The sequence below is a fragment of the Bacillus sp. FSL W8-0770 genome, from assembly GCF_038008705.1.
Taxonomy (GTDB): domain Bacteria; phylum Bacillota; class Bacilli; order Bacillales; family Bacillaceae_G; genus Bacillus_A; species Bacillus_A cereus.
Window position 1 is genome coordinate 4,479,338 of sequence record NZ_JBBOZR010000001.1, and the last position, 24,037, is coordinate 4,503,374.

The following is a 24,037-nucleotide window of genomic DNA, read 5'->3' on the forward strand; positions in this document are numbered from 1 at the left end:
ATTTATCATAGAAAAGGGGACGTAATTACGCCCCTCTTGATTTCAACTTTATTTTAAATCTACTACCAAGTTTACGTTGAATTTTATCTAATGCTTCTCCGCCAAATACTCTTTCAAGTACTCCTGTGCGGATTGCTAACAATCCGTAAACAAGACCGCCAATACCTGCACAAATTGCAACTGTTATAAGAGCACCCATACGGCCATCAGGCGAAATCATGAAGGATAGAAGCCATTGTGATAGTTTTACAGCAACGACCATTATAAGTGTTAGTACTGCAATTTGGAATGTTCTTTTATATACAACACCGAATGAATAGTGTGCGTATTTTTTAATTTGTTGATTTGTGTACCAAACAGAAGCTAAGAAACCAACTGCTGTTGCTAGAATTGCTCCTACTGTACCGAAATAACGAATAAAGATTACGTTACATACAAATTTCAAAATAACGCCCATTATAAGCGCAATAATCGCATGCTTCTGCTGGTTAATACCTTGCAGGATTGCCGCTGTTACTGTAAATAAAGCGAATAACAACGCAACTGGTGCATACCACATTAATACTTGTCCACCTAGTGGATCTGAATCGTAAAACGCAGTATAAATTGGATATGCCAGTGAAGAAATACCGACAACTGCTGGCAATGTTAAAAACATATTCGCCTGGAATGTTTGTGTAATTTGTAATTTCAAATAACGGTATTGTTTTTCAGTAAATGATTTTGTAATTGCTGGTACAAGCGTTAAACTAAACGCTGTTGCAAGTGATACAGGAATCATAATTAGCTTATGCGTCCACATTGTGAAAATACCGAGAGCTCGCTCTGCGATATCACCTTGACCAATCGCCTGCATAATTGAGTTAAATGTCAATGTATCAATTTGTTGATATAAAGGAATTGTTAACCCAATTACAACGTAAGGAATCGCATATGCAAATAACTCTTTAAACAATTGAACGGTGCTTACTGTTGATTCTGGTACAGTTTGTTCAATTAGATATTGATCCAAATATTTTTTACGTTTTAACCAGTACCAAATTAACACACCGAGTGCTCCAACCGCTGAAACGAACGCAGCAAATGTCGCTACTCCAACTGCTGTTGCAACTGTACCGCCAAGTACTTTAATAACGATAAAACTACCTGCTAATAAAAAGACGATACGAATAATTTGTTCAATAATTTGTGAAACGGTAGTTGGTCCCATAGACTGGTGACCTTGGAAATAACCACGAATTAAACTCGCTGCTGGTACAACAATAAGTGCGAAACTTACAAGACGAATAATCGTCGTAACTTCTCCTACATTATTGTGTATACTTTGTTTACCAAGCATCGCTTCTGCAAACAATGGCGCCGTCATGTACAGTACTAGGAACGAAAGAACTCCTGTTACTATCATCATAACCATTCCCGAGCGGAACATTCTCCGGCTCGTTTTATAATCGCCAAGCGCATTATATTTGGAAACAAATTTTGAAACAGCAAGTGGCACACCTGCCGTTGCGATACTTAAAAAGATCGTATATGGAATGTATCCATATGTATAGAGCGTTCCGCCTTCTGTTCCTACTAATGCATGAAACGGAAAGACGTAAATCATGCCTAAGAACTTTACTAAAAATGTCCCTAGCGTAACAATAAGCGTTCCGCGCAGAAATTTCGAATCGGACATACAAAAATCCTCCTACATCTACATAAAGTGAAACTATAATTAGTTGGAGACTTCTCTCCTACTCCTTATTAGTTGAACCATTCGAGCATTTACAGGCTAACAGACTCCCTATTTACTTCTCCTAAATCTTGAGGTTTTAGTCTTATCGCCTACAAATGGCAGGATAGTGCTGAACTCTAACTTTTGTATTGTACCACAATTCTCTCATTAAGCAGTACTTCACTCTATTTTTCTTTTAAGGGAAAACATGCTATTCTTTTAGGCAGGAAATGTAGAAAATGAGGTCGATATATTATGCATTATGATGTTATTGTCATCGGCGGCGGTCCTTCTGGGCTAATGGCTGCAATTGGTGCTGCAGAAGAAGGCGCAAATGTCTTACTTCTTGATAAAGGAAATAAACTTGGGCGTAAACTTGCAATTTCTGGTGGCGGACGCTGTAACGTAACAAACCGTCTACCACTTGATGAAATTGTTAAACATATACCAGGAAACGGTCGCTTCTTATACAGCGCTTTTTCTATTTTTAATAATGAAGATATTATTACATTCTTCGAAAATCTTGGTGTTAAATTGAAAGAAGAAGACCACGGTCGCATGTTCCCTGTGTCAAACAAAGCACAATCTGTTGTAGACGCACTTTTAACACGATTAAAAGACTTAGGTGTAAAAATTCGTACAAATACGCCTGTTGAAACGATTGAATATGAAAATGGTCAAACGAAAGCAGTTATACTGCAAACAGGTGAAGTGTTAGAAACAAATCACGTCGTTATCGCTGTTGGCGGAAAATCAGTTCCTCAAACCGGATCTACTGGAGACGGATATGCTTGGGCTGAAAAAGCGGGTCATACAATTACAGAATTATTCCCAACAGAAGTACCTATCCTTTCAAACGAGCCGTTTATACGTGACCGCTCATTACAAGGTCTTGCTTTACGTGATATAAACTTAAGCGTATTAAACCCGAAAGGAAAAGCTATCATTTCTCACAAAATGGACATGCTCTTCACTCATTTTGGCCTATCTGGTCCTGCTGCTCTTCGCTGTAGTCAATTCGTCGTGAAAGCACTGAAAAAGTTTAAAACGAATACAATACAAATGAGTATTGATGCATTGCCAGAGGAAAATAGTGAGCAACTATTTCAGCGCATGCTGAAACAAATGAAAGAAGATCCGAAAAAAGGAATTAAAAACGTTTTAAAAGGTTATGTTCCTGAACGTTACTTCCTATTCTTATTAGAAAAAAATGAAATTGACGGCAGCGAACAAGCTGGACAAGTTTCTCACGAAAAGATTCGTGCACTTGTGAAAGACTTTAAAGAGTTTACTGTGAATGTAAATGGTACGCAGTCAATTGAAAAAGCATTCGTTACTGGCGGCGGTGTATCCGTGAAAGAAATTAACCCGAAAGAAATGTCTTCTAAATTTACGAACGGCTTATATTTCTGCGGAGAAGTTCTTGATATTCATGGTTATACTGGTGGCTATAATATTACATCAGCCCTTGTTACTGGTAGAATTGCCGGAACGACAGCTGGAGAAAACGCGAAAATGCAGTATTAAAAAAAGAAACAGGGATTCCTGTTTCTTTTTTTATAGGTACATGAAATTATATGAGCGATTCCACAAATATATCAGCGATTCCGCAACTTATATCGGCGATTTTCCAAATTTATCAGCGATTCTGCAACTTATATCGGCGATTTCCCAAATTTATCGACTTACCGACAAGAAGCGACAAATATCTGCTCCATGTAACTTTCCATTGCTTTTTTGTTGCTTTATTTACCTTAGTACCTTTATATTTTATATTGTTGAATATTTAAAAAAGGGTAAGGGGAAAACAAATGAGAAAAAAAGTCATGATGTCTTTAATGTTAATGACGTTTCTTTCTGCGGTAGAAGGAACGATTGTTAGTACAGCAATCCCTCGTATAACGAGTGATTTGTCAGGCGTCGAACTTGTTAGTTGGGTATATGCAATTTATATGCTTGCAACAGCTGTTTCGACTCCAATATACGGAAAGCTCGCTGATTTATTTGGCCGTAAAAAAGTTTTACTAATCGGAGCTACAATCTTTTTAGTCGGTTCTGCACTTTGCGGAATCGTTACATCGATGGAACAATTAATCTTCTTCCGCGCGCTTCAAGGTATCGGTGCTGGTGCTGTTATGCCAATCACAATGACGATTATTGGAGACTTATATAGCGAAGCGAAAGACCGCGCGAAAGCACAAGGTTGGATGAGTGCCGTTTGGGGTGTATCCGGTGTTATCGGACCGTTAGTAGGTGGATTTTTAGTTGATTCCCTTTCTTGGCGCTATATTTTCTTCCTAAACGTTCCATTCGGAATTATCGCTTGCTTAATGATTGCAATTTACTACAAAGAATCTATTAAACCTGCTAAGCATCATATCGATTATCTTGGTGCAACAGTCTTCTCATTAAGTACAATCGCTCTACTATATGCATTATTAACAGGTAGCAGTAAGCAAAACTGGGGAGACATGACAATTATCGGCCTATTAATCTTTGCCGCTATTTCATTTATTATTTTCTTATTCATCGAGAAAAAATCTCCAGAACCATTAATTCCGCTAGCACTTTTCTCTAACCGTACATTATCTACGATAAATATATTAACTCTTATTGCTGGCGCAATGATTATTAGTATTACAATGTACCTTCCAATTTGGAGCCAAGGTGTATTAGGGAAAAATGCTACAGAAGCTGGACTTATTTTAATGCCAATCCCTGTTATGTGGACATTTGGCGCTATTTTCTCTGGTAACTTAGTAGGCAAATTAAAAACGAAACAAATCATTTTACTTGGAGCTAGCATTTTATCAGTCGCTACGTTCTTATTATTTACACTATCAACAAATTCACCATCGTTCCTTATTTATGTAGCAGTCGGATTATTCGGCTTAGGAATGGGGCTTGTGACACCGATTTACATGGTAACAATTCAAGCAGCCGTACCAGCTCATACACGCGGAACAGCCGTTGGTTTAAACACATTTATTAATACATTCAGTCAAACGTTAGGTGCTGCAATCTTTGGAACAATCTTTAATACGATGATTCATGCACGCGGCATTAAAAACCTTGATCTTGTATCTGGTGGACACGGCGGGACTACAGCAAGTGTAGCCACTGAATCACAATCCGCATTAGCTGCAAGTGTACACGTTATTTATATGAGCACTTTCGTATTAGCAGTATGTACATTAATTATCGGTTGGCTTTTATTAAAGCCAGCTACACAAACAAGTGAGCAACAATAAAAAGGATGACCATTTTGGTCATCCTTTTTTTATTCTTCATTCTCCACAATATGTTTCAGCATGGATAATTTATTATCCCAAAAACGTTCATAATATGAGAGCCACTGTTGTAATTCTTCTAATGGTTCTGGATGCAAACGATATATCTTCTCTCTTCCGCTTTTTCTTCCACTTACTAAATTTGCTTCCGAAAGAATATGAAGGTGCTTTACAACCGCAGTACGACTCATCGGAAAATGATCCGTTATTTTGGAAATCGGTAACTCTTTGTCACTTAATAACCGTATTACTTCTCGGCGGGTTGGATCAGCAATTGCTTGAAATACATCATATTTCGCTGCTGACGAGGACACTTAGCCTTCGACAACCTTTTTCAGTTTTTCATTTACAATCGCTACCCAACCACCGCTCATTCTATCGCGAATAATAGAGCTCTTCGCATTTGCTTTCGGAAGAATTTCATCAGGATGTTTCCAGCCGCCGTGAATTAACGTAAATTCTGTTTTGTTATCTCCTAAGTCTTTCAAATCAAATGAAACAACCCAGCCATCTGTATCCCATGAGAAAGATAAATGGTTTGGCTCATCAATTTCTAACACTTTACATGGTGATGGCCCAAATGGTGATTGCACATGAAATTCATGTCCTACCTCTAATACAAAATCATTTGGCATAAACCATGACGCAATCCCTTCTGCAGTTGATACTACACTCCATACCTTTTGAATAGACGCGTTAAAAACGATTGTTTGTTTAATATCATTTAATGTATTTTGTTGTTCCATCTTCATTCTCCTTTACTCGGCGTTATAACATAACACCTTTTGGTTATACTTCGATAATATAACACCTTTTAGTTTCATGTCAACGCTAATTCTTTTACTGTTGAGAAATTCTCAACATTTTTTCAACAGGACAAACACCCTCTTAGCATTTCCTCATAATATACTCACAAAGGCAATACAAAATAAAAACTTCTCTCAACATGAAACTCCATCATTCATCTTGAGAGAAGCGCCTTACTTATATCATGCGTACTTCGTCTCTCCTCCTTCCCTCAAGGGACAATACGCGAGATATGACAAATCAGAAGGAATATGCCCACCATTTGAGTAGGTAGTTATTTCTCTTCTCCTCAACATTTCCTCAGGAGCGAAATGACTACCGACTCACTTTTTTCAAACAAAAATAAAAAGGGGATGAAAGCTATGTTCTATTGCATTAACTGCTCTGATATTCATCATGAAAAACATCCGAATGATAAAGTATTCAAAAACGGTTTTTATATTGATCCATTTTTAGGTGATCGTTATCACCTTGGTATGTGTAAAGATGCTCAAAATCATGAAACAGGGGAGCCTCTTTTAACGACAAAAAAATTAGGCACACCCCAATCTATTATGAACGTATTACCGACACATGTTGTCCCAACATAAAACATAAAAAAGAGCTGGGTGAGCCAGCTCTTTTTTATGCTTTATAAACGATCATTGCTGAAAAACAATAAATTTGGTTTTCATCGTCGTTAATGGAAACACCAACTTGATACTTAATATCTACAAAGTTGCTATCATCAATCTTTTTCAAAAACACATTCACAGCGTCTTCTAAGTCTTTTTCGTGACTTTCATCAAACACTTTCACACGAATCATGTTAACACCATCCTAGATCGCAGCCCTCCGCCGCTTGATTATTGCCACGGTGCGTATCTATGATGCGATAAAACTTTCCATTCTCATATATATATCCGTCTTCTAACACATATTTTTTATCTTCAGTATAGACATAAAACTTACCTATCATAAATTTACTCGTATATAATTCCAAATAATTTGGTCTAAATTTAGCTACAACTTTATTTGTAATATCAATTTTTATTGTGCGCCCCACCTTCTCTCCCTCCTTTGCAAAGAACGGATTTAGGTATATTGTATTAGCGCTTTTACATTTTATGCTTAAAAATAAGTGGATATGCCTTCTTTCTCACCTGTACTATTTTTCTAAAAAAATCACTATAAAGTGAAACTTTAATCAGCCCGACCCCCACCTAACTTCTTTGCTTTCTCTAAATTTTGAGATGGGGGTCTTATCGCCCGTTAATGCGGGATAAATAAGTTCAAAAAAAAACATAAAAAAAGCACTTTATCTTATTGACTCGAATATAAATGTTATGTTATTATATAAAATTTGACATTTTTACATACGTATGCTATCATTAAAAGTGGTTACCACATATGGAGGTGGATGATTTGTTTCAAATTGGTGATAAAATCGTTTATCCAATGCACGGTGCAGGAATCATCGAAGCAATTGAAGAGAAAGAAATATTAGGTACTTCACGTCAATATTGTGTGATACGCATCATTAGTAAAGATATGCAAGTAATGCTTCCAATGGATCAATTAAAAAAATCAGGTATTCGTTATATCGTTGATCGAGGTACGTTAGATGATATACTTCTTGAATTTCAAAACGGGGAGTCAGACCCATCACTCTCATGGAAACAAAGATATACAATGAATATGGAAAAAATGAAAAATGGCAATTTACAAGATAGCGCAGAAGTGGTTCGGGATTTACTTCGCCGTAATAAAGAGAGAACATTAAATGCGAGCGAAAAACAAATGCTAGATAATGCACGAAAAATGATGATCAGCGAAGTCGCGCTCGTACAAAATGTTACTGAACATCAAGCAACAGAATTTCTTCAAGATACAATTAATCACTAAATTTAAAATAGCTGGCCGCTATTTTTTTTGTAAAAAAAGGACGAAGAGTTTTATCTCTTCGTCCTTTTATATTACCCACGCCCAGCTTGAAACGATGGATATAACGTCATTCCACCATCTGCAAATAGCGTAATTCCCGTTACGTAACTCGCCTCTGATGAAGCAAGCCAAGTTGCTACTGCTGCGATTTCTTCAGGTTTTCCAATATAGCCCATAGGTATCATACTTTCTACGTCAGCACGTTTTTTAGGATCAGCAAACTTTTCTGAATTGATTGGCGTATTAATTGCACCTGGTCCTATATTATTTACTCGAATACCTTTTGGCGCATATTCTAGCGCTAACGTTTCTGTCATCAGTTTAATGCCACCCTTACTTGCTGCATAGTGCACAAATAGTGGCCACGGAATTTTCTCATGAACACTAGACATATTAATGACAGACCCTTTAATATCATGTTCTACAAAATATTTAATCGCTTCACGACTTCCTAAAAAAGCACCTGTTAAATTTGTATTAATTACCCTATTCCAATCTTCAAGCGGCATTTCATGCGACGGTACCGCGTTTTCTATCCCTGCATTATTAATCATAACGTCAAGCGTACCAAACTCTTTCACAGCAGATTGAATAAGATTCACAACATCTGATTCGACGGTTACATCACCTTTTACAGCAATCGCTTCGCCGCCTACCTTTTTAATTTCTTCTAACACATCATTCGCTTCTGATTCTCGTGAGCGATAATTAATAACCACTTTCGCTTTTTCCTTAGCAAACCTTACTCCCATCGCTCTTCCGAGACCAGTTGCTGATCCTGTAATAACGACAACTTTCCCTGCTAAATCACTATACATTTCCATACCTCCTTTAACTTTTGGCTATACCTAACATAATTCCGGCTGCGATAATAAAAACGATACCGACAACGATACCCGTTAATTGACGTTTCGTTTTCTTTTCACCTAATATAAGGATCCCACCAAGCGTGGAAATAATAATTCCCATTTGCGATAGCGAGAAACTTGTTGCGACTCCAACACGCGGCTGTGAAATGAATAAAAACATATTTCCAGCTGCCCAAATTAATCCTGGAATAATATTTCGAATTGCATATTTATTAAATGGATGATGTTTAAAGGTAAGCAAAATCCCACCTAACACCATACCAACTGCTTGTGGCAACAAAGCCGACCAGCCATCTACGTTAAATAACCTAATTACTACTACGTAAACTAAATAACCGACTGTTGAAATTAATAAAATTACGATACCTCTTTTAAAGTTTGCTGCTTGCTCTGCATTCTTTTCTTCTTCACTTTGAAGCGATGTTAAAATAACACCGATAATAATACAAACGAGCGCTAAAATCCCAAGGACGACCGATATTGTCGTGGACCATTCATGAAATACGATAACGCCAAATAAAGTCGTCGCGACTAATTGAAGTCCTGTTGAAATTGGCATCGTCCTCGAAACACCCATTAAATCAATACTTTTCAATTGATTTGCCTGACCAAGCGCCCAAAATAAACCTGACACAACTCCAACTCCGATAACGGTAGGTGTTAATACTGGCTTCATAAAAATATAAACAACAATTGAGAAAATAAGTGCTCCAAACGTTGTTCCGAGCGTTTGACTATACGGGCCCCCGCCCAGTTTTACGTTAAATAGCACAATACTTCCCCAAAATATAGCTGGTAAAATCGCTAAAAATATATCCATCACTCATTACCTTTCTTTACTAAATGCCATAGATTATCACTCTAAGTCGTTAGAGTGAGCTTTTATTTTTTCTTTTTCCCGCTCACAAACTTTTTCTGCAATAACGTCAGAAACATTCTTTTCTCGCTCCACTTTCTTTATCTTTACGTGATCTAAATGATCTTCCAAAGTAAGCGTAACTTTATCGTTCGGCGGATTATGCGCTCCTTGAAATGTAAGAAATTGTAGCTTCACTTCGTATCTAGGAACAAATTCATCTTTCTTGCCAAGACGCTTTATATCTATAACTGAAGCACATTCATATTGATCTTCTGTCACTTGTCTAATAACTGAATAGTACCTATTTGATAATGCACTCTCTAAAAGCTGTTCTCTTGATTCTTTCGCGAAAGAATCGCTTGGAGAAGAGAAAAAGGCCACACATAGCATTGTGATAACTACACATATTTTTTTCATAGTTCCCTCCTTGTTCTATAGATTAGTGTTCTCAAAACTGCCATAAAAAAACGACTTTCCCTATGTAGGAAAGTCGCTTTAATAAATCCAATATTAACCACCGCTCACTGGTGGAATTAGTGCAACAACATCACCAGATTGGACCCTGTCATCTTCATTTGCGTATTCTTCATTAATCGCAACCATAATTGGCTCTGAAACTGGTACATTATATTCGTTCGCAACAACATCTTTTAACTGTGCAACCGTAATATTTTCTTTCTCTATTTGTAATTCACTTGTCCCTGCTTCTTCTTGCAAGTGCGCAAATAACAATACTCTAATCATACTTATAGCTCCTTCCCAGGCTCTCCCGCCGGATATGGTGTTTTTTCTAATTGATCACCAATCCATGAATCACCATCTTCCCAAAACTCCTTTTTCCAAATCGGCACAATTTGTTTTATGCGTTCCATAATATATTCGTTCGCTTCATAAGCCGCTTTACGGTGTGGTGTTGAAACAGCAACAACAACCGCTATATCAGAAATTTGCAACGTACCGATGCGATGTGTAATCGCAACGTATGTACCTGGCCATTTCTCTTTCACTTCCAAGCCAATTTTCTCTAGCATCTTTTCTGCCATCGTCTTATAAGCAACATACTCTAAGTATAATGTACGACGCCCTTTCGTAAACTCTCTAACCGTTCCAATAAATGTTGTAACAGCACCGCATTCACGTCGAATTACTTTCTTCGTTACTTCTTCAATCGAGATTTCTGTATCAATTACTTCATAATATGTATTTATCATTTCGCACTCCTAACCGTTTGTAAAAACCAGTCTATGTACAACTCTTCTTCTGTTATATGAAATACTTTATATTCTTCTCGTATATTTGCCGGAACATCATACCACGTAATAACCGCCACTATATTTTCTACTTTATGTAAAAGCTCAATGTCTTCCGCAGAACGAAGTAACACTACTTTCGAGTAATTCTCTTTTTTATAGCCTTCTATTAAAATTGTATCCACTTCAAAAAACTCATATAAGCGAATAATTTCTTGCAAGGACCATTTCTTTCTTAGTGAAGAAAGTGAAAGCAATCCAGCACCTTCTACACTACTTACAACAGCACCAGCTTTACGGTGTCTTTCGCTATCTTTTTGCGCTACTTCTGGAAACCCTCCGTGCCCGTGATGTTTAATTGTAGCAACTTTCATTTTTCGTTCAGCTAATGCATGCACCACTTTCTCAACAAGTGTTGTTTTCCCGCTATTTTGATATCCTACTATTTGTAAGATTGAAGGGGCTTTGCCCATGGCCAATCACATCCCTCAGAGTGCTCTAACAATAATACGGATACTTTCATTCCGGTCTCAAATCCTCTCGTTCCTCCGGGTAACACGATAAAAGCATTCGCATCTGCAAGTGAAGATACCGCACTCGATTTATCTAAACCAACTGGCATCGCTTGTAACGCCCCGTCCATAATTGTTACGTTCGCTCTTACGAAACGAGTAAATGGATTTGGCTTTGGAAAATCTTTTTGTAAAATAGCATCCGCTCTATATACGTGAGGTTCCTTCGCATACAAATACGTTTTTATAATTGGATGCACAAATAATTCAAAGCCTACATAACAAGCAGACGGATTTCCTGATAAACCAAAGAGTAACTTTCCATCAACTTCAGCTACTGTCGTTACACTTCCGGGCCTCATGGCTATCTTATTAAAGAGTACATTTGCCTGTAACCTTTCATAAATAGCTGGTAAGTAGTCATAATCTCCTACTGATACACCGCCTGTTGTAATTAAAATGTCGACCTCATCCACCGCTGATTGAACAGCTGTAAAACATGCATCTAACTCATCCGGGAGTTGACCATAATAACGAACTTTCCCGCCAGCTTTCATAATTTGAGCTGCGATCATATACGAGTTACTATTTCTAATTTTCCCCGGTTCTAACGGCTCATGTACTTCTAATAATTCACTTCCTGTCGTTACAATACCGACAACAGGCTGTTTTACAACTTTCACAGTACTATATCCAAACGTTGCTAATAAGGCGGCAACACCTGGATTAATTGCAACGCCTTTCTGAACGAGAACTTGATTTTGTTTTATATCTTCTCCTTTAAATGACACATTGTCACCGTTATTAAAAGGGCGTTTTAACTTCATATATATTTTCCCGTTCTTCTCAAACCCTTCTGTCAGCTCTAGCATTACGACTGCATTGCAATCTTTTGGAATAGCTGCTCCTGTCATAATACGAACCACCTGAAAAGATCCTACTTCTTCTGTAAAAACAGAACCCGCCCCGATTTCTCCTATTACTTCAAATTCAACTGGATTCTCTTGAGTTGCTTCTTTCGTATCTTCTGCTCGAATGGCGAAACCATCGTAAGGGGAACGATCAAAATGAGGAACGTCATGATCTGAGACAACATCTTCCCCGAGAATTCTCCCGTAACTTTTCGAAATAGAAATTTCTTCTACTTCACCATGCTTTGCATATTTCATTACCCGTTCTACTGCCTCAGCAACTTGAATTGGAATTCGTTTTTCTACCATCGTTTCTCACCTCATATTTGCAATTTTTTTTATCTCGATTAAACTTTATATATTCAATAGAAATTACTTCAAGGAGGAATTCCATGTCTTCATTTACACACTTTAATGACCAAGGACGCGCGAAGATGGTTGATATAAGTGACAAAAAAGCAACCGTTCGAACAGCAATTGCGTGCTCTAGCATTGTCGTTACGAAAGAAATTTACGATAAAATCTCTCACAATGAAATTGGGAAAGGTGACGTATTAGCAGTTGCGCAAATCGCAGGCATTATGGCTGCGAAACGAACTTCTGATATTATCCCAATGTGCCATCCTTTACTATTAAAAGGTGTTGACGTTTCTTTCGATTGGAAACAATCAGAAGAACAATATCGTTTACTCATTGAAGTAAAAGTTAAAACAGAAGGTAGCACCGGTGTTGAAATGGAAGCTTTAACAGCTGCTTCGGCTACCGCTCTTACTGTGTATGATATGTGTAAAGCTGTCGATAAAAGTATGATTATCGGCGAAACGTACTTACTTGAAAAAACAGGTGGAAAAAGTGGAGATTATACGAGAAATTCATAATCCTTTCTCCGTTGAACCTAAAGGATTTCCTTTAGGTTCAACCTATATATCTTGCATATAAACTTTTCGCTACATTTATATCATTCGTCCCATGAATGAAAGCTCTGCCATCTGTAAATAAAACAAAACGATATTCTTCTACCGGAAACGACAATAAATAAGGTGTCGCCTTTATCTCTACACTTCTTTGTAAGCGCTTTTTAATTTCTTCCAAATTAAAATTCTTCCGCACACCTGGACGAATTTGCACTGTATTTCGCCCACATAACACTTCTGTTTTCGTTTGTGCTTCAAATGTTAAACTCGGATATGTACGTAACCTTCCGCAAGATAAACAAGTATCTTTTTTCTGCCTATTCACTTTAAATGCCATCTGTTGATTATTCCAAAGATCAAATGATAACATCGTTTCACGAAGCGCTCCGTAGTCTTCTACTAATATTTTCAGCGCTTCCGTAGTTTGATGCGCAACTACTAATTGTACTGCCGGTTGTATAATACCAGCTGTGTCACATGTTGCTCCGCTCGCCGGATGCTCCATTAAACAGCGAAAACACGGTGTTTTCCCTGGTAAAATTGTATACGTTACTCCGTAGCTTCCAACGCACCCACCATATATCCACGGAATATTATACTTTTGTGAAATATCATTAATGAGAAGACGCGTTTCAAAATTATCTGTCGCATCTAATATTAAATCTACATCATTCACTAATTCTTCCATTTCTTGCACCGTTACATCTGTCACAACCGGAGTTATTTCCACCTCAGAATTAATCGCTCTTAAATGCTCTGCTGCCGCTACCGCCTTCGGTTTATACTGCTTTGCATCTTCTTCTGTATATAGTTGTTGTCTTTGTAAATTACTCCATTCTACATAATCACGATCAGCAATCGTTACTTTTCCAACACCCGCTCTAACAATCGCTTCTGCATTTGCCGCACCGAGAGCACCAGCACCAATAATAAGCACATGCTTCTCTCTTATTTTTCTCTGCCCTTCTTCTCCAACACCAGAAAATAATATTTGTCTTGAATATCGCTCCTGCATGCGATACCCCCCTTTCTTATCCTCCTATATAAGACATTTCGATTTTCGGACGATTTTTTGCACTTTCTTCTGTTCGTTCATCCGAATACCTATCTTTTCTATTCATCCATACATCTTGTATAACACTTAATAACTCCTCATCCGAAAGATTTCCTCTAAGAAGTTCTCTTACATCCAAACCTTCTGTCGCAAATAAGCACGTATAAAACTTTCCATCTGCCGAAATTCTCGCCCTCGTACAAGAGACACAAAATGACTCAGAAACAGATGTAATAAAACCAACTTCAACATTTGTTCCAACGTACCAATATCGCTTCGCAACTTCACCAAAGTAATGCGCTTCAGCTGGCTCAAGCGGATACACCTTATGAATCATCTCAATCAATTCTCGTTTTGTAACGACTTGATCAAAATTCCACCCATTTGTACTACCAACATCCATAAACTCAATAAACCGAAGCGTGATTCCTTGCTCTTTAAAATACGCAGCCATCGGTAGTACTTGATGATCGTTCATCCCTTTTTTCACAACCATATTTACCTTTACTTCCAAGCCCGCCTCTTTAGCTGCTATAATTCCCTTAATTACCGGTTTCGTATTAATATTTCGACCATTAATATTCTTAAATATGTCATCATCTATCGCATCTAAACTAACATTCACTCTATGTAATCCAGCTTCTTTTAATGCCTTCGCTTGTTTCGTTAAATGAATAGCATTTGTCGTTAACCCTATATCTATTAGCCCATCAATTTTCACAAGACGTGCAATAAGTTTTGTTAAATCTTTACGAAGCAGTGGCTCACCGCCAGTAAGTCTAATTTTCCGTACACCGATGCTAACAAATAATTTTGCCAAACGCTCAATTTCATCAAAAGTTAGTAAAAACTCGTCTTTCAAAAAAGCATATTCTGGCCCAAATATTTCCGCTGGCATACAATATGTACATCTAAAATTGCAACGATCAATGACAGATATACGTAAATCTTGAAGTGGGCGTCCAAAAAAATCTTTAACCATCTCCTGCATCGCCACCCTTCCTTTCTGCCAAATTTCTTTCTTTTCATTCTATTATAATATATTTTCGAACTGCGATGTTTTTGCTCAAGTGAATAAAGTGAAACTTTAAATAATTAGAGGGGATTCACTCCCCCTGGTTAACGAGGTTTACTTACAAATACAAAGATAAAAAAACCTTGAAACATAAAAGCTTCAAGGTTCTCTGCTTATTAACTTAATCTAATAATAGTCAGGGTAGCCCCTGGCGTTGCTGTAGATAATGTAGCTATTGCAACTACTCCAAATAACTGTAAGCTAACAGCAGCTCCAGCAGGCAAGTTAGCAATTATTGTTGCACTAAATGAACCAGTAGCAACTGTCGGAGCATTTATCGTTCCCGCAAGCGGACTGCCATTTACAGTTATACGAGAACTTACAAGTAATCCTGCCGTTAGATTAATTGTATAAGCTATATAATAATTCCCTGCATTCGCAACTGTAAATACAGTATTTCCTCCACTAACAGTAATTCCTGGACCAATATTTTGATTGTTCGGTAATGGTACATTCGTGCCACCTAATAAAACAGAAATAGCGGTTCCTGATGTATTATTCGCAAATGCATATGTTGCAGTTGTACTAACTCCAGTCGCCCCGGTCGCTCCAGTGGCTCCAGCTCCGGTTGGACCTGTATCTCCAGTTGGGCCTTGTGAACCGGTTGCTCCTGTAGCCCCCGTTGGACCTTGGATTCCTTGCGGGCCTTGAATTCCTTGTGGGCCTTGAATTCCTTGGAGACCTGTCGCTCCGGTTGCTCCTGTAGCTCCCGTTGGACCTTGAATTCCTTGCGGGCCTTGAATTCCTTGTGGGCCTTGAATTCCTTGGGGACCTGTCGCTCCGGTTGCTCCTGTAGCTCCCGTTGGACCTTGAATTCCTTGCGGGCCTTGAATTCCTTGGGGACCTTGAATCCCTTGTGGACCTGTCGCTCCGGTTGCTCCTGTAGCTCCCGTTGGGCCTTGAATTCCTTGCGGGCCTTGAATTCCTTGCGGGCCTTGTGGGCCGGTCGGACCTATGTCACCTTGTGGACCTTGGATTCCTTGTGGGCCTTGTGCTCCTGTTGCCCCTGTCGCTCCTTGGATTCCTTGAGGACCTTGTGGACCTTGAATTCCTTGCGGGCCGGTTGGACCTATGTCGCCTTGTGGGCCTTGAATTCCTTGGGGACCTTGTGCTCCGGTTGCCCCCGTTACTCCTTGGATTCCTTGGGGACCTTGAATACCCTGTGGACCGGTTGGACCTATCTCTCCTTGAACACCTTGGATTCCTTGCGGGCCCTGTAAACCCGTCACTCCGGTTGCTCCCGTTGCTCCTGTCGCTCCTGTCACTCCAGTTGAGCCTGTCGCCCCGGTATCTCCTGTTACTCCTGTCGCACCTGTTGCTCCTGTCGGACCAGGTGGTCCACCTGATGGACCTGTCACTCCTGCCGGACCTGATGGCCCCGTTGGGCCGGTCGGTCCTGCTGGTCCTCCTGACGGGCCAGTCACCCCTGTTGGACCGGTTACTCCTGTTGGACCGGTAGTTCCTTCTCCCGTCGCTCCGGTTGCCCCCGTATCTCCTGTTGCTCCCGTCGGACCTTGTATCCCTTGAATCCCTTGTGGGCCTTGCACTCCTTGTGCACCTGTTGCTCCTTGAATCCCTTGTATTCCTTGCACTCCTTGTGCGCCCATCGGACCGGTTGGACCAATCGCCCCTTGTATACCTTGCACTCCTTGGGGGCCCTCTGGACCCGTTGCTCCTATTTCCCCTTGTATCCCTTGAATTCCAGTTGCTCCTTGTGCTCCAGTTGCTCCCGTTATCCCTTGCACACCTTGTATTCCCTGTATTCCTTGTGGACCTTGTGGGCCTGTTGCTCCTACCGGTCCTTGAATGCCTTGTATCCCCTGAGGACCCTCTGGACCCGTTGCTCCAACTGGCCCTTGAACACCTTGTATTCCTTGCGGGCCCTGAAGTCCTTCTGGGCCTTCTGGACCTGTTGGACCTATTTCTCCTTGTATCCCTTGGATTCCAGTTGGGCCTTGTGGCCCAGTCGGACCTATGTCACCTTGCGGACCTTGGATTCCCTGTGGACCTTGTGCTCCTGTTCCCCCTGTCGCTCCTTGGATTCCTTGAGAACCTTGTGGGCCTTGAATTCCTTGTGGGCCGGTTGGACCTATGTCGCCTTGTGGGCCTTGAATCCCTTGCGGACCTTGATCTCCAGTGGCCCCCGTTACTCCTTGAATTCCTTGGGGACCTTGAACACCTTGGGGACCCGTCGGACCTATCTCTCCCTGCACACCTTGGATTCCTTGCGGACCTTGCAAACCCGTCACTCCGGTTGCTCCCGTTTCTCCTGTCGCTCCTGTCACTCCAGTTGAGCCTGTCGCCCCAGTATCTCCTGTTACTCCTGTCGCCCCGGTTGCTCCTGTCGGGCCAGGTGGTCCACCAGATGGACCTGTTACTCCCGCCGGACCTGATGGCCCCGTTGGGCCGGTCGGTCCTGCTGGTCCTCCAGATGGTCCTGTTACCCCTGTTGGACCGGTTACTCCTGTTGGACCTGTAGTGCCTTCCCCTGTCGCCCCAGTTGCTCCCGTATCTCCTGTTGCCCCCGTCGGACCTTGGATTCCTTGAATTCCCTGTGGACCTTGCACTCCTTGTGCGCCCGTCGCTCCTTGAATTCCTTGTACTCCTTGCACACCTTGGGGACCCATCGGACCTGTTGGACCAATCTCCCCTTGAGCACCTTGCACTCCTTGGGGACCCTCTGGACCCGTTGCTCCTATTTCCCCTTGTATCCCTTGAATTCCAGTTACTCCTTGTACTCCAGTTGCTCCCGTTATCCCTTGCACACCTTGTATTCCCTGAATTCCTTGTGGACCTTGTGGGCCTGTTGTTCCTACCGTTCCTTGAATACCTTGTATCCCCTGGGAACCCTCTGGACCCGTTGCTCCAACTGGCCCTGGCACACCTTGTATTCCTTGCGGGCCCTGAAGTCCCTCTGGGCCTTCTGGACCTGTTGGTCCTATATCCCCCATCGGACCTTGTATCCCTTGAACTCCCTGTGGGCCTGTTGCTCCTAATGGCCCTGGTACTCCTTGTATTCCTTGTGGACCTTGATCTCCTGTTGCTCCTGTGGCCCCTTGAGGCCCTATAGCCCCCTGTATCCCTTGTGGACCTTGATCCCCTGTTGCTCCCTTTGCCCCTTGAATACCTTGAACTCCTTGTATTCCTTGTTCACCAGTTACTCCCGTCGGACCAGGAATACCTTGAATACCCTGCGGACCTTCTGGACCTGTTGGCCCAATTGGCCCTTGAATCCCTTGGATTCCTTGCAAGCCCTGTGCTCCCGTGCTTCCAGTCGGACCTGTACTTCCCGTTGCTCCTGTTACCCCTGTACTTCCTGTAGCTCCAGTATTCCCAGTTGCTCCAGTCGCACCTGTACTTCCACTCGGTCCACCGCCCGGACCTGTCGCACCAGTCGGCCCCGTCGGACCAGGAGGTCCTCCAGATGGTCCAGTTATCCCAGTTGGACCTGTTATTCCAGTCGGGCCTGTTATCCCCTGACCAGTTGCTCCGGTTGCACCTGTATTTCCACTCGGTCCTTGTGTTCCTTGTATCCCTTGTGCTCCTTGTATTCCTTGTGGACCAGTTGCACCCGGCAACCCTTGGACACCTTGAATTCCTTGAGGTCCCTCAGGTCCCGTCGCTCCAATTGGCCCCTGTAATCCCTGTATCCCTTGTATACCTTGTGCCCCAGTCGCTCCCGTTGGACCAATCGGACCTTGTAACCCTTGCACCCCTTGAGGTCCTGTCGCTCCAGTTTCTCCTTGTGGTCCTCTCAATCCTTGTGGGCCCTGCTGTCCTTCTGGTCCAGTTGCACCTATTGGCCCAACTGATCCTTGTATCCCTTGCACACCTTGAGGTCCTGTCGGGCCCATCTCCCCCATCGGACCTTGTAATCCTCTTGGTCCTTGAGGTCCTGTTGGGCCTTGTGGACCGGTTGGACCAGTAATCCCTATACCTGTAAACCCAGTTGGAACAGGGGGGAAAGTAGGCCCAATAAGTTCGGGTGGAATTCTAAAATTAGAGCTTAACGAATTTTGCTTCCGATTATTATCACGATTCTTCACACTTTCACCGCCTACAAACCGTCTTTTTCATAATAAATAAGCCTCTTCTTAATCTATTTACAAAAATAATTTCCAAGACTATTTTTATTTTAAATAATAAAAACTCCCTTAATTTCTTAAGGGAGTCCTGCAATTGAATCCATATTATCTGTATTAGGGACAGCTTGCGCTATACTCGATGTATTTACATTTTGCCCCATATTTGCTCCTGTTACAGTACCAGCAGGAGTGCCCCTTGTATACGTCGTCGTCACCGAATCTCCCGGCTGTAAACAAAGCTTCGTCTCCGTCCCTATTACTGTAACAACATCAATCCAAGTACACCCCATTGAACCACTATATGATTTCGAAGCAGTAAATGAAGTGTCACTCAAATTATCACCGGTAAATATATTTCCAGTGTTATTCACAATAACAAACTCTTTTATATGAGCAGGCATAATTACACTCTACCTTTCCTCTATGAACCTAACGTACGTGTACTCGTTGCCAAAGGCGGAAGAAATACTGATGTTCTAATGACCGCTTCTGGCTGCCTTTTTCCATTTAAAAAAATAGCCGCACTCGATCCTCCAGCACCTGCATATACTTTTGCTACAGCTAAAGGTGAGAGATCATAACAGTCACCGACATTAACAGCTCCTGTATTATTAATAATTTTTACTTTACGCAAATTAATCCCCATTTACCCCTCCTCCTTTTTTATACTGTATGCAAAAGAAAAAAACTTGAAACAGACTCGTTTCAAGTTTTTTACAATTAACTATTTCGTTTCACCTTCATATTGAAGCATACCGCCAACCATGTTCACTGTTTTAAACCCTTGCTCATTTAAATAATGACATACATTTTCACTGCGCATTCCTGAACGACAAATAAAGATATATTCATTCTCTTTATTAAAGAAATCTACTTTATGTGGGATATCGCCCATTTTAATATGTACAGCTTCTGGAATCTTTCCTGCCGCTACTTCTTCATCTTCTCTTACATCTACTAAAAATAACGTTTCTCCATTTTCTAAACGCTCTTGCACCTCTTCTGTAGTAATTGTTTTAACTTCTGTCATATGTAGTTCCTCCTTATATACAATAAAACCTTTAGTTTCTTTTTCACAAACATTCTCTACCAATTTTAGCATGCAAAAGAAAGAACGCAAAGAATCGAAAAGCTATTTCTCAATTTTCTCGTAAAACTTATTCTTTACAAACATAACTAGCACATTGTATCCTCAATATACTTGTTTTATGAAAGGAGTCGATTAAAATGACGCTTTTTCTTTTCATTATAGGCATTGTGTTCTTACTCGCTGCAATTATTGTACTTAGTATGAAAAATAATAAAAAGATAAAATCGCCACAAGAAATGTCATTCTTATTTCTATTGCTTAGCATAGCGTTTTTCGGTATAGCAATTGCTACATATATTTTCCGTCTACAAATCATGTAAAAAAAGGTGCCTACTTCAAACACTGCACCTTTTCCCCATCATTTTCCTTCTACACAAAACTAGATACTTTCCGATTCAAAAATTCATAAACTTTCTTTTCGAATAAATGAATATCCAATGCTCCTGCCATATGCCCATTTATACTTTCTATCTCATATACTTCCGCATATTTTCCTTGTTTTTGCAAAATATCTACCATTTTATAATTATAACGAGACGGCTGAAGCAAATCTTGTTTACACGGAATCATAAGTACATTCGCTTCTATGTTAGAAAGAGATTCTTCTAGTGAAGAAAACCCATGTGCAATATCATGCAATAAAACTGCCTTCGCAGTATATATCCATGAATTCGCATCTACTAGCTCCATACTTCTATATGTCGCTTTATTTATTTCTTTTTCAAATGATGTTAGTGTAGCAAACTTTTCATAAGGTTCTATCTCTATACTATTACGAGGAAATGCCATTTCATAAAAATGCTCATCAAACGCGTTCATAAACATCATTCTATTTGCTAAATGAAGCCCCTTTATCGGCTGCTGTTCTCCATATTTTCCATCTTTCCAATTTGGATCGAGTTGAATTGCTTCAATCGCATTTTGCGCTACGTTTACTGACGTAATAATTGGATTTTGTGGGTTCGTAATAACGCCAATCATCCGCTCTACCATATGTGGATAGTGAACCGCCCATTGTTGTGCAATCATTCCCCCCGCCGACGGTCCGATTACAGCGTGTAACCTTGAAATTCCCATACCTTTTATTAACTCATATTGCACACAAGCTACATCAAGAAATGTAAAAATCGGAAAATCCATAGCATATTCTTCTCCAGTTTCTGGATTAATTGATTTCGGTCCTGTTGTAATTACATATGGATTCCTCACCTGCACATTACAAAGATTATCCGTACATATAACAAAATACTTATTTGTATCAATTGCTTTTCCAGGTCCAATTAGCCCATCCCACCAACCAGACTCCTCATCATGCACTGTATATTTTCCTGCCGCATGACTTGTTGCACTAAAATAATGACAAACCAAAATCACATTTGACCTTTCTCTATTTAAAGTGCCATATGTCTCGTATCCCATTTGAACAGGAATTTCTCTGCCATTTTCAAACGTAAACCCTTTTAAAACAAACTTCTCCTTTTTTACAATTTGCACAGGCTCTCCCTCTCCCCGTTATAGTATGAACTGCTTACTAAAGTTTTTTTTCTATGCAAACTAATCTCCTTCTTCTTTTCATAAATAAATGAATAATATACAAAATTAGCCACAAAATAGCACTATATTACAAGATTAAAGAGGGCGTACATATGATTTGGAATTGGTTACGTAAGAAAAAAAAATCAAATACATCAAAATTAAACGAAACAGATAACCAGGAGCAGCATTCTAACAATCAAGAGGATGATAACAAAGAACAGACTAGAAGTATGAAACATAATAAAGGTAAAAATAACGAGCAAAAAGATTCCTCTCAGGATAAGCAACAAAGCGCTAAACAAGGTGATTCGTCTCAGGATAAGCAACAAAACCCTAAACAAGAGGATTCCTCTCAGGATAAGCAACAAAACCCTAAACAAGTTGATTCGTCTCAGGATAAGCAGCAAAGTGCTAAACAAGAGGACCCTTCTCAGGATAAGCAACAAAACCCTAAACAAGAGGATTCGTCTCAAGATAAACAACAAAGTGCTAAACAAGGTGATTCGTCTCAAGATAAACAACAAAGTGCTAAACAAGGTGATTCGTCTCAAGATAAACAACAAAACGCTAAGCAAGGTGATTCGTTTCAAGATAAACAGCAAAACGCTAAGCAAGATGAACCTTCTCAAAGTAAGCAACAAAGCTCTGGAGGTAATAGTATTTATGACTTTACAAAACCAGAAAAAGATCGTATTCATTCTTTACAAAATTTAATAGAGAAGCTGAAAAAGTCTAGTGATTTTGTAAATTATCATACATCCGACGATGAAACGATGCCTTATTGGATTTCTTACTATCGCCCTTCACTTGATGGAGAAAAATTACAAAAGTATTTAATGCCCACTCTTTTAGAACGACCTAACGCATCACTAGAAGAGCTTAAGGAACATATCCCGATGAGCGGCATTACAATTACGAACGACTTACAAAAAATTGAGGATATGGTTTTAAAGGGGCATGCGATTATTCAATTGAATCAGCAAGATCAAAAATGTATGCTTGCAAACATTGCAATTGATAATTATCGTGCACCAACCCCTCCTTTAAACGAATCAACTGTTATTGGTCCGCAAGAAGGTTTCGTAGAGGATATTGATACAAACATTAATTTAGTTCGAAAACGTCTTCCTGTTTTAGATTTACAAACAAAAGAAATGATTATCGGCGAGTTTTCCAAAACAAAAGTTGTCATGATGTATTTAGACAACCTTGCTGAAAAAGATAATGTAGATTTTCTAGAAGAGTCATTACGCGCTCTTGAATATGATCAAATTAATGATAGTGCTTATTTACAAGAATTAATGGGTGAAAAATCGATTTTCCCTCTCTATATCAATACAGAACGTACTGATAGAGTTACAAAAGCACTAATTGATGGAAAAATCGCTATTTTTGTTGATGGTTCTCCAAGTGTTTTACTAACACCCGTATCCTATTTTGATTTTTTCATTTCACCAGAAGACTATAACGTCTCCTGGATGTACGCTACATTTTCAAGGATTTTACGCCTTATCGCCGTTCTATTCTCGATATGTGCTACACCGTTATACGTTGCAGTTTTAAATTATCATTATGAACTTATTCCGAGTGATTTACTTGAAACTTTGATTTTATCAAGGGCACAAGTACCATTCCCACCTTTAATTGAAGCGCTCTTTCTAGAACTCGCAATCGATTTATTAAGAGAAGCCGGGGCGAGGTTACCGATGAAAGTTGGGCAAACACTCGGTATTGTAGGCGGTATCGTAATCGGGCAAGCATCTGTACAAGCTGGGTTAACGAGTAATATTTTATTAATTATCGTTGCACTATCAGCACTCGCTTCTTTTATTACACCTATTTATAAAATGGGTAATGCTGTTCGATTACTACGTTTCCCGTTTCTAGCATTCGCGGAAATAGGGGGGCTTTTCGGTATCTCTCTTGGGTTTATCTTTTTATTTACCCATCTATTTAGACTTACTTCCTTACGTAAACCGTACGCTTTGTTTTATCCGACAAGACAACAATCTGTTAAAGACTCTTGGATTCGTTTCCCGTTAACAATGATCGATACAAGAGATGTACAAGCAAGACCACAACATGTAAAAAAAGCTGCTAAAGGAATTTCAACAAAACATAGATCAGACTTTGATGATTAAGAGA

The 24,037-nt window shown here is 40.0% G+C and carries 26 protein-coding genes; 7 read left to right on the forward strand and 19 right to left on the reverse strand.

Annotated elements, in window-relative coordinates:
* Window positions 1–25: 25 nt before the first annotated feature.
* Window positions 26–1,678 (reverse strand): putative polysaccharide biosynthesis protein, encoded by a 1,653-nt coding sequence (locus tag NST27_RS23070; protein WP_001284030.1) that lies wholly within the window; start codon window positions 1,676–1,678, stop codon window positions 26–28.
* Window positions 1,679–1,972: 294 nt separating this feature from the next.
* Between NST27_RS23070 and NST27_RS23075 the strand changes: the two genes are divergently transcribed.
* Window positions 1,973–3,244: a BaiN/RdsA family NAD(P)/FAD-dependent oxidoreductase gene (locus NST27_RS23075; protein ID WP_000558859.1), complete on the forward strand. Its 1,272-nt coding sequence runs from the start codon at window positions 1,973–1,975 to the stop codon at window positions 3,242–3,244.
* 284 nt (window positions 3,245–3,528) lie between these two features.
* Complete coding sequence (locus NST27_RS23080) at window positions 3,529–4,968, forward strand: MDR family MFS transporter (protein ID WP_001228005.1); 1,440 nt, start codon at window positions 3,529–3,531, stop codon at window positions 4,966–4,968.
* Window positions 4,969–4,997: 29 nt separating this feature from the next.
* Here NST27_RS23080 and NST27_RS23085 read toward each other — a convergent pair whose 3' ends face one another.
* Together NST27_RS23085 and NST27_RS23090 are read right to left on the reverse strand one after the other, a co-directional pair.
* Window positions 4,998–5,321 carry an ArsR/SmtB family transcription factor gene (locus NST27_RS23085; protein WP_000098837.1) on the reverse strand — a complete coding sequence of 108 codons (324 nt, stop codon included), beginning with the start codon at window positions 5,319–5,321 and terminating at the stop codon, window positions 4,998–5,000.
* Window positions 5,322–5,753 carry an SRPBCC family protein gene (locus NST27_RS23090; RefSeq protein ID WP_000437765.1) on the reverse strand — a complete coding sequence of 144 codons (432 nt, stop codon included), beginning with the start codon at window positions 5,751–5,753 and terminating at the stop codon, window positions 5,322–5,324.
* A gap of 423 nt (window positions 5,754–6,176) precedes the next feature.
* Here NST27_RS23090 and NST27_RS23095 point away from each other — a divergent pair, with 423 nt between their 5' ends.
* Window positions 6,177–6,404, forward strand: a complete 228-nt coding sequence (locus tag NST27_RS23095; RefSeq protein WP_000498988.1) for a DUF3973 domain-containing protein — start codon at window positions 6,177–6,179, stop codon at window positions 6,402–6,404.
* Window positions 6,405–6,438: 34 nt separating this feature from the next.
* Here the strand turns inward: NST27_RS23095 and NST27_RS23100 are convergent, their stop codons facing one another.
* Window positions 6,439–6,621: a sporulation protein Cse60 gene (locus NST27_RS23100; RefSeq protein ID WP_000621751.1), complete on the reverse strand. Its 183-nt coding sequence runs from the start codon at window positions 6,619–6,621 to the stop codon at window positions 6,439–6,441.
* Between the two features lies 1 nt (window position 6,622).
* Window positions 6,623–6,859, reverse strand: coding sequence for a DUF2553 family protein (locus NST27_RS23105; protein ID WP_000533804.1), 237 nt, complete (start codon window positions 6,857–6,859; stop codon window positions 6,623–6,625).
* 344 nt (window positions 6,860–7,203) lie between these two features.
* On the opposite strand from NST27_RS23105, the gene NST27_RS23110 reads away from it, so the two are divergent.
* Window positions 7,204–7,698 carry a CarD family transcriptional regulator gene (locus tag NST27_RS23110; RefSeq protein WP_000451444.1) on the forward strand — a complete coding sequence of 165 codons (495 nt, stop codon included), beginning with the start codon at window positions 7,204–7,206 and terminating at the stop codon, window positions 7,696–7,698.
* Between the two features lie 71 nt (window positions 7,699–7,769).
* Here the strand turns inward: NST27_RS23110 and NST27_RS23115 are convergent, their stop codons facing one another.
* The 7 genes from NST27_RS23115 to NST27_RS23145 all read right to left on the reverse strand — a co-directional run bounded on the left by NST27_RS23115 (window position 7,770) and on the right by NST27_RS23145 (window position 12,447).
* Window positions 7,770–8,555 carry a glucose 1-dehydrogenase gene (locus tag NST27_RS23115; protein WP_000286677.1) on the reverse strand — a complete coding sequence of 262 codons (786 nt, stop codon included), beginning with the start codon at window positions 8,553–8,555 and terminating at the stop codon, window positions 7,770–7,772.
* Between the two features lie 13 nt (window positions 8,556–8,568).
* Entirely contained in the window at window positions 8,569–9,426 is an 858-nt protein-coding gene (gene glcU / locus NST27_RS23120) for a glucose uptake protein GlcU (RefSeq protein ID WP_000350861.1), read from the reverse strand.
* A gap of 36 nt (window positions 9,427–9,462) precedes the next feature.
* Window positions 9,463–9,882: a DUF3888 domain-containing protein gene (locus NST27_RS23125; protein ID WP_000717679.1), complete on the reverse strand. Its 420-nt coding sequence runs from the start codon at window positions 9,880–9,882 to the stop codon at window positions 9,463–9,465.
* A 93-nt stretch (window positions 9,883–9,975) separates the two neighbouring features.
* Window positions 9,976–10,209 (reverse strand): molybdopterin converting factor subunit 1, encoded by a 234-nt coding sequence (moaD, locus tag NST27_RS23130; RefSeq protein ID WP_000621778.1) that lies wholly within the window; start codon window positions 10,207–10,209, stop codon window positions 9,976–9,978.
* Window positions 10,210–10,211: 2 nt separating this feature from the next.
* Window positions 10,212–10,676, reverse strand: coding sequence for a molybdopterin synthase catalytic subunit MoaE (moaE, locus tag NST27_RS23135; RefSeq protein WP_000611226.1), 465 nt, complete (start codon window positions 10,674–10,676; stop codon window positions 10,212–10,214).
* Window positions 10,673–11,188, reverse strand: coding sequence for a molybdopterin-guanine dinucleotide biosynthesis protein B (gene mobB / locus NST27_RS23140; protein ID WP_000513645.1), 516 nt, complete (start codon window positions 11,186–11,188; stop codon window positions 10,673–10,675). Before mobB ends, moaE begins: the two co-directional genes overlap by 4 nt.
* Entirely contained in the window at window positions 11,158–12,447 is a 1,290-nt protein-coding gene (locus tag NST27_RS23145) for a molybdopterin molybdotransferase MoeA (protein ID WP_047387004.1), read from the reverse strand. The genes mobB and NST27_RS23145 overlap by 31 nt, the downstream gene beginning before the upstream one ends.
* Before the next feature lie 83 nt (window positions 12,448–12,530).
* Here NST27_RS23145 and moaC point away from each other — a divergent pair, with 83 nt between their 5' ends.
* Complete coding sequence (gene moaC, locus NST27_RS23150) at window positions 12,531–13,016, forward strand: cyclic pyranopterin monophosphate synthase MoaC (RefSeq protein WP_000094147.1); 486 nt, start codon at window positions 12,531–12,533, stop codon at window positions 13,014–13,016.
* A 37-nt stretch (window positions 13,017–13,053) separates the two neighbouring features.
* On the opposite strand, the gene NST27_RS23155 is transcribed toward moaC, so the two are convergent.
* The 6 genes from NST27_RS23155 to NST27_RS23180 form a co-directional block, all read right to left on the reverse strand.
* On the reverse strand, window positions 13,054–14,067 hold the full coding sequence (locus tag NST27_RS23155; RefSeq protein WP_001158106.1) for a molybdopterin-synthase adenylyltransferase MoeB: 1,014 nt from the start codon (window positions 14,065–14,067) through the stop codon (window positions 13,054–13,056).
* A 16-nt stretch (window positions 14,068–14,083) separates the two neighbouring features.
* Window positions 14,084–15,097, reverse strand: a complete 1,014-nt coding sequence (gene moaA, locus NST27_RS23160; RefSeq protein ID WP_001157118.1) for a GTP 3',8-cyclase MoaA — start codon at window positions 15,095–15,097, stop codon at window positions 14,084–14,086.
* Window positions 15,098–15,297: 200 nt separating this feature from the next.
* On the reverse strand, window positions 15,298–19,227 hold the full coding sequence (locus NST27_RS23165; RefSeq protein WP_000796083.1) for a BclA-related collagen-like exosporium protein: 3,930 nt from the start codon (window positions 19,225–19,227) through the stop codon (window positions 15,298–15,300).
* A 116-nt stretch (window positions 19,228–19,343) separates the two neighbouring features.
* Window positions 19,344–19,667, reverse strand: a complete 324-nt coding sequence (locus NST27_RS23170) for a hypothetical protein (RefSeq protein WP_001110848.1) — start codon at window positions 19,665–19,667, stop codon at window positions 19,344–19,346.
* 20 nt (window positions 19,668–19,687) lie between these two features.
* Entirely contained in the window at window positions 19,688–19,912 is a 225-nt protein-coding gene (locus NST27_RS23175; RefSeq protein ID WP_000512465.1) for a spore germination protein, read from the reverse strand.
* A 78-nt stretch (window positions 19,913–19,990) separates the two neighbouring features.
* Complete coding sequence (locus tag NST27_RS23180) at window positions 19,991–20,296, reverse strand: rhodanese-like domain-containing protein (protein WP_000141207.1); 306 nt, start codon at window positions 20,294–20,296, stop codon at window positions 19,991–19,993.
* Between the two features lie 197 nt (window positions 20,297–20,493).
* On the opposite strand from NST27_RS23180, the gene NST27_RS23185 reads away from it, so the two are divergent.
* Window positions 20,494–20,676: a hypothetical protein gene (locus NST27_RS23185; RefSeq protein ID WP_000171881.1), complete on the forward strand. Its 183-nt coding sequence runs from the start codon at window positions 20,494–20,496 to the stop codon at window positions 20,674–20,676.
* 49 nt (window positions 20,677–20,725) lie between these two features.
* On the opposite strand, the gene NST27_RS23190 is transcribed toward NST27_RS23185, so the two are convergent.
* A complete protein-coding gene (locus NST27_RS23190) occupies window positions 20,726–21,850 on the reverse strand; it encodes an alpha/beta fold hydrolase (protein WP_001167633.1) in 1,125 nt (374 codons plus the stop codon).
* A 152-nt stretch (window positions 21,851–22,002) separates the two neighbouring features.
* Between NST27_RS23190 and NST27_RS23195 the strand changes: the two genes are divergently transcribed.
* Window positions 22,003–24,033, forward strand: a complete 2,031-nt coding sequence (locus tag NST27_RS23195) for a spore germination protein (protein ID WP_000638090.1) — start codon at window positions 22,003–22,005, stop codon at window positions 24,031–24,033.
* Window positions 24,034–24,037 lie beyond the last annotated feature (4 nt).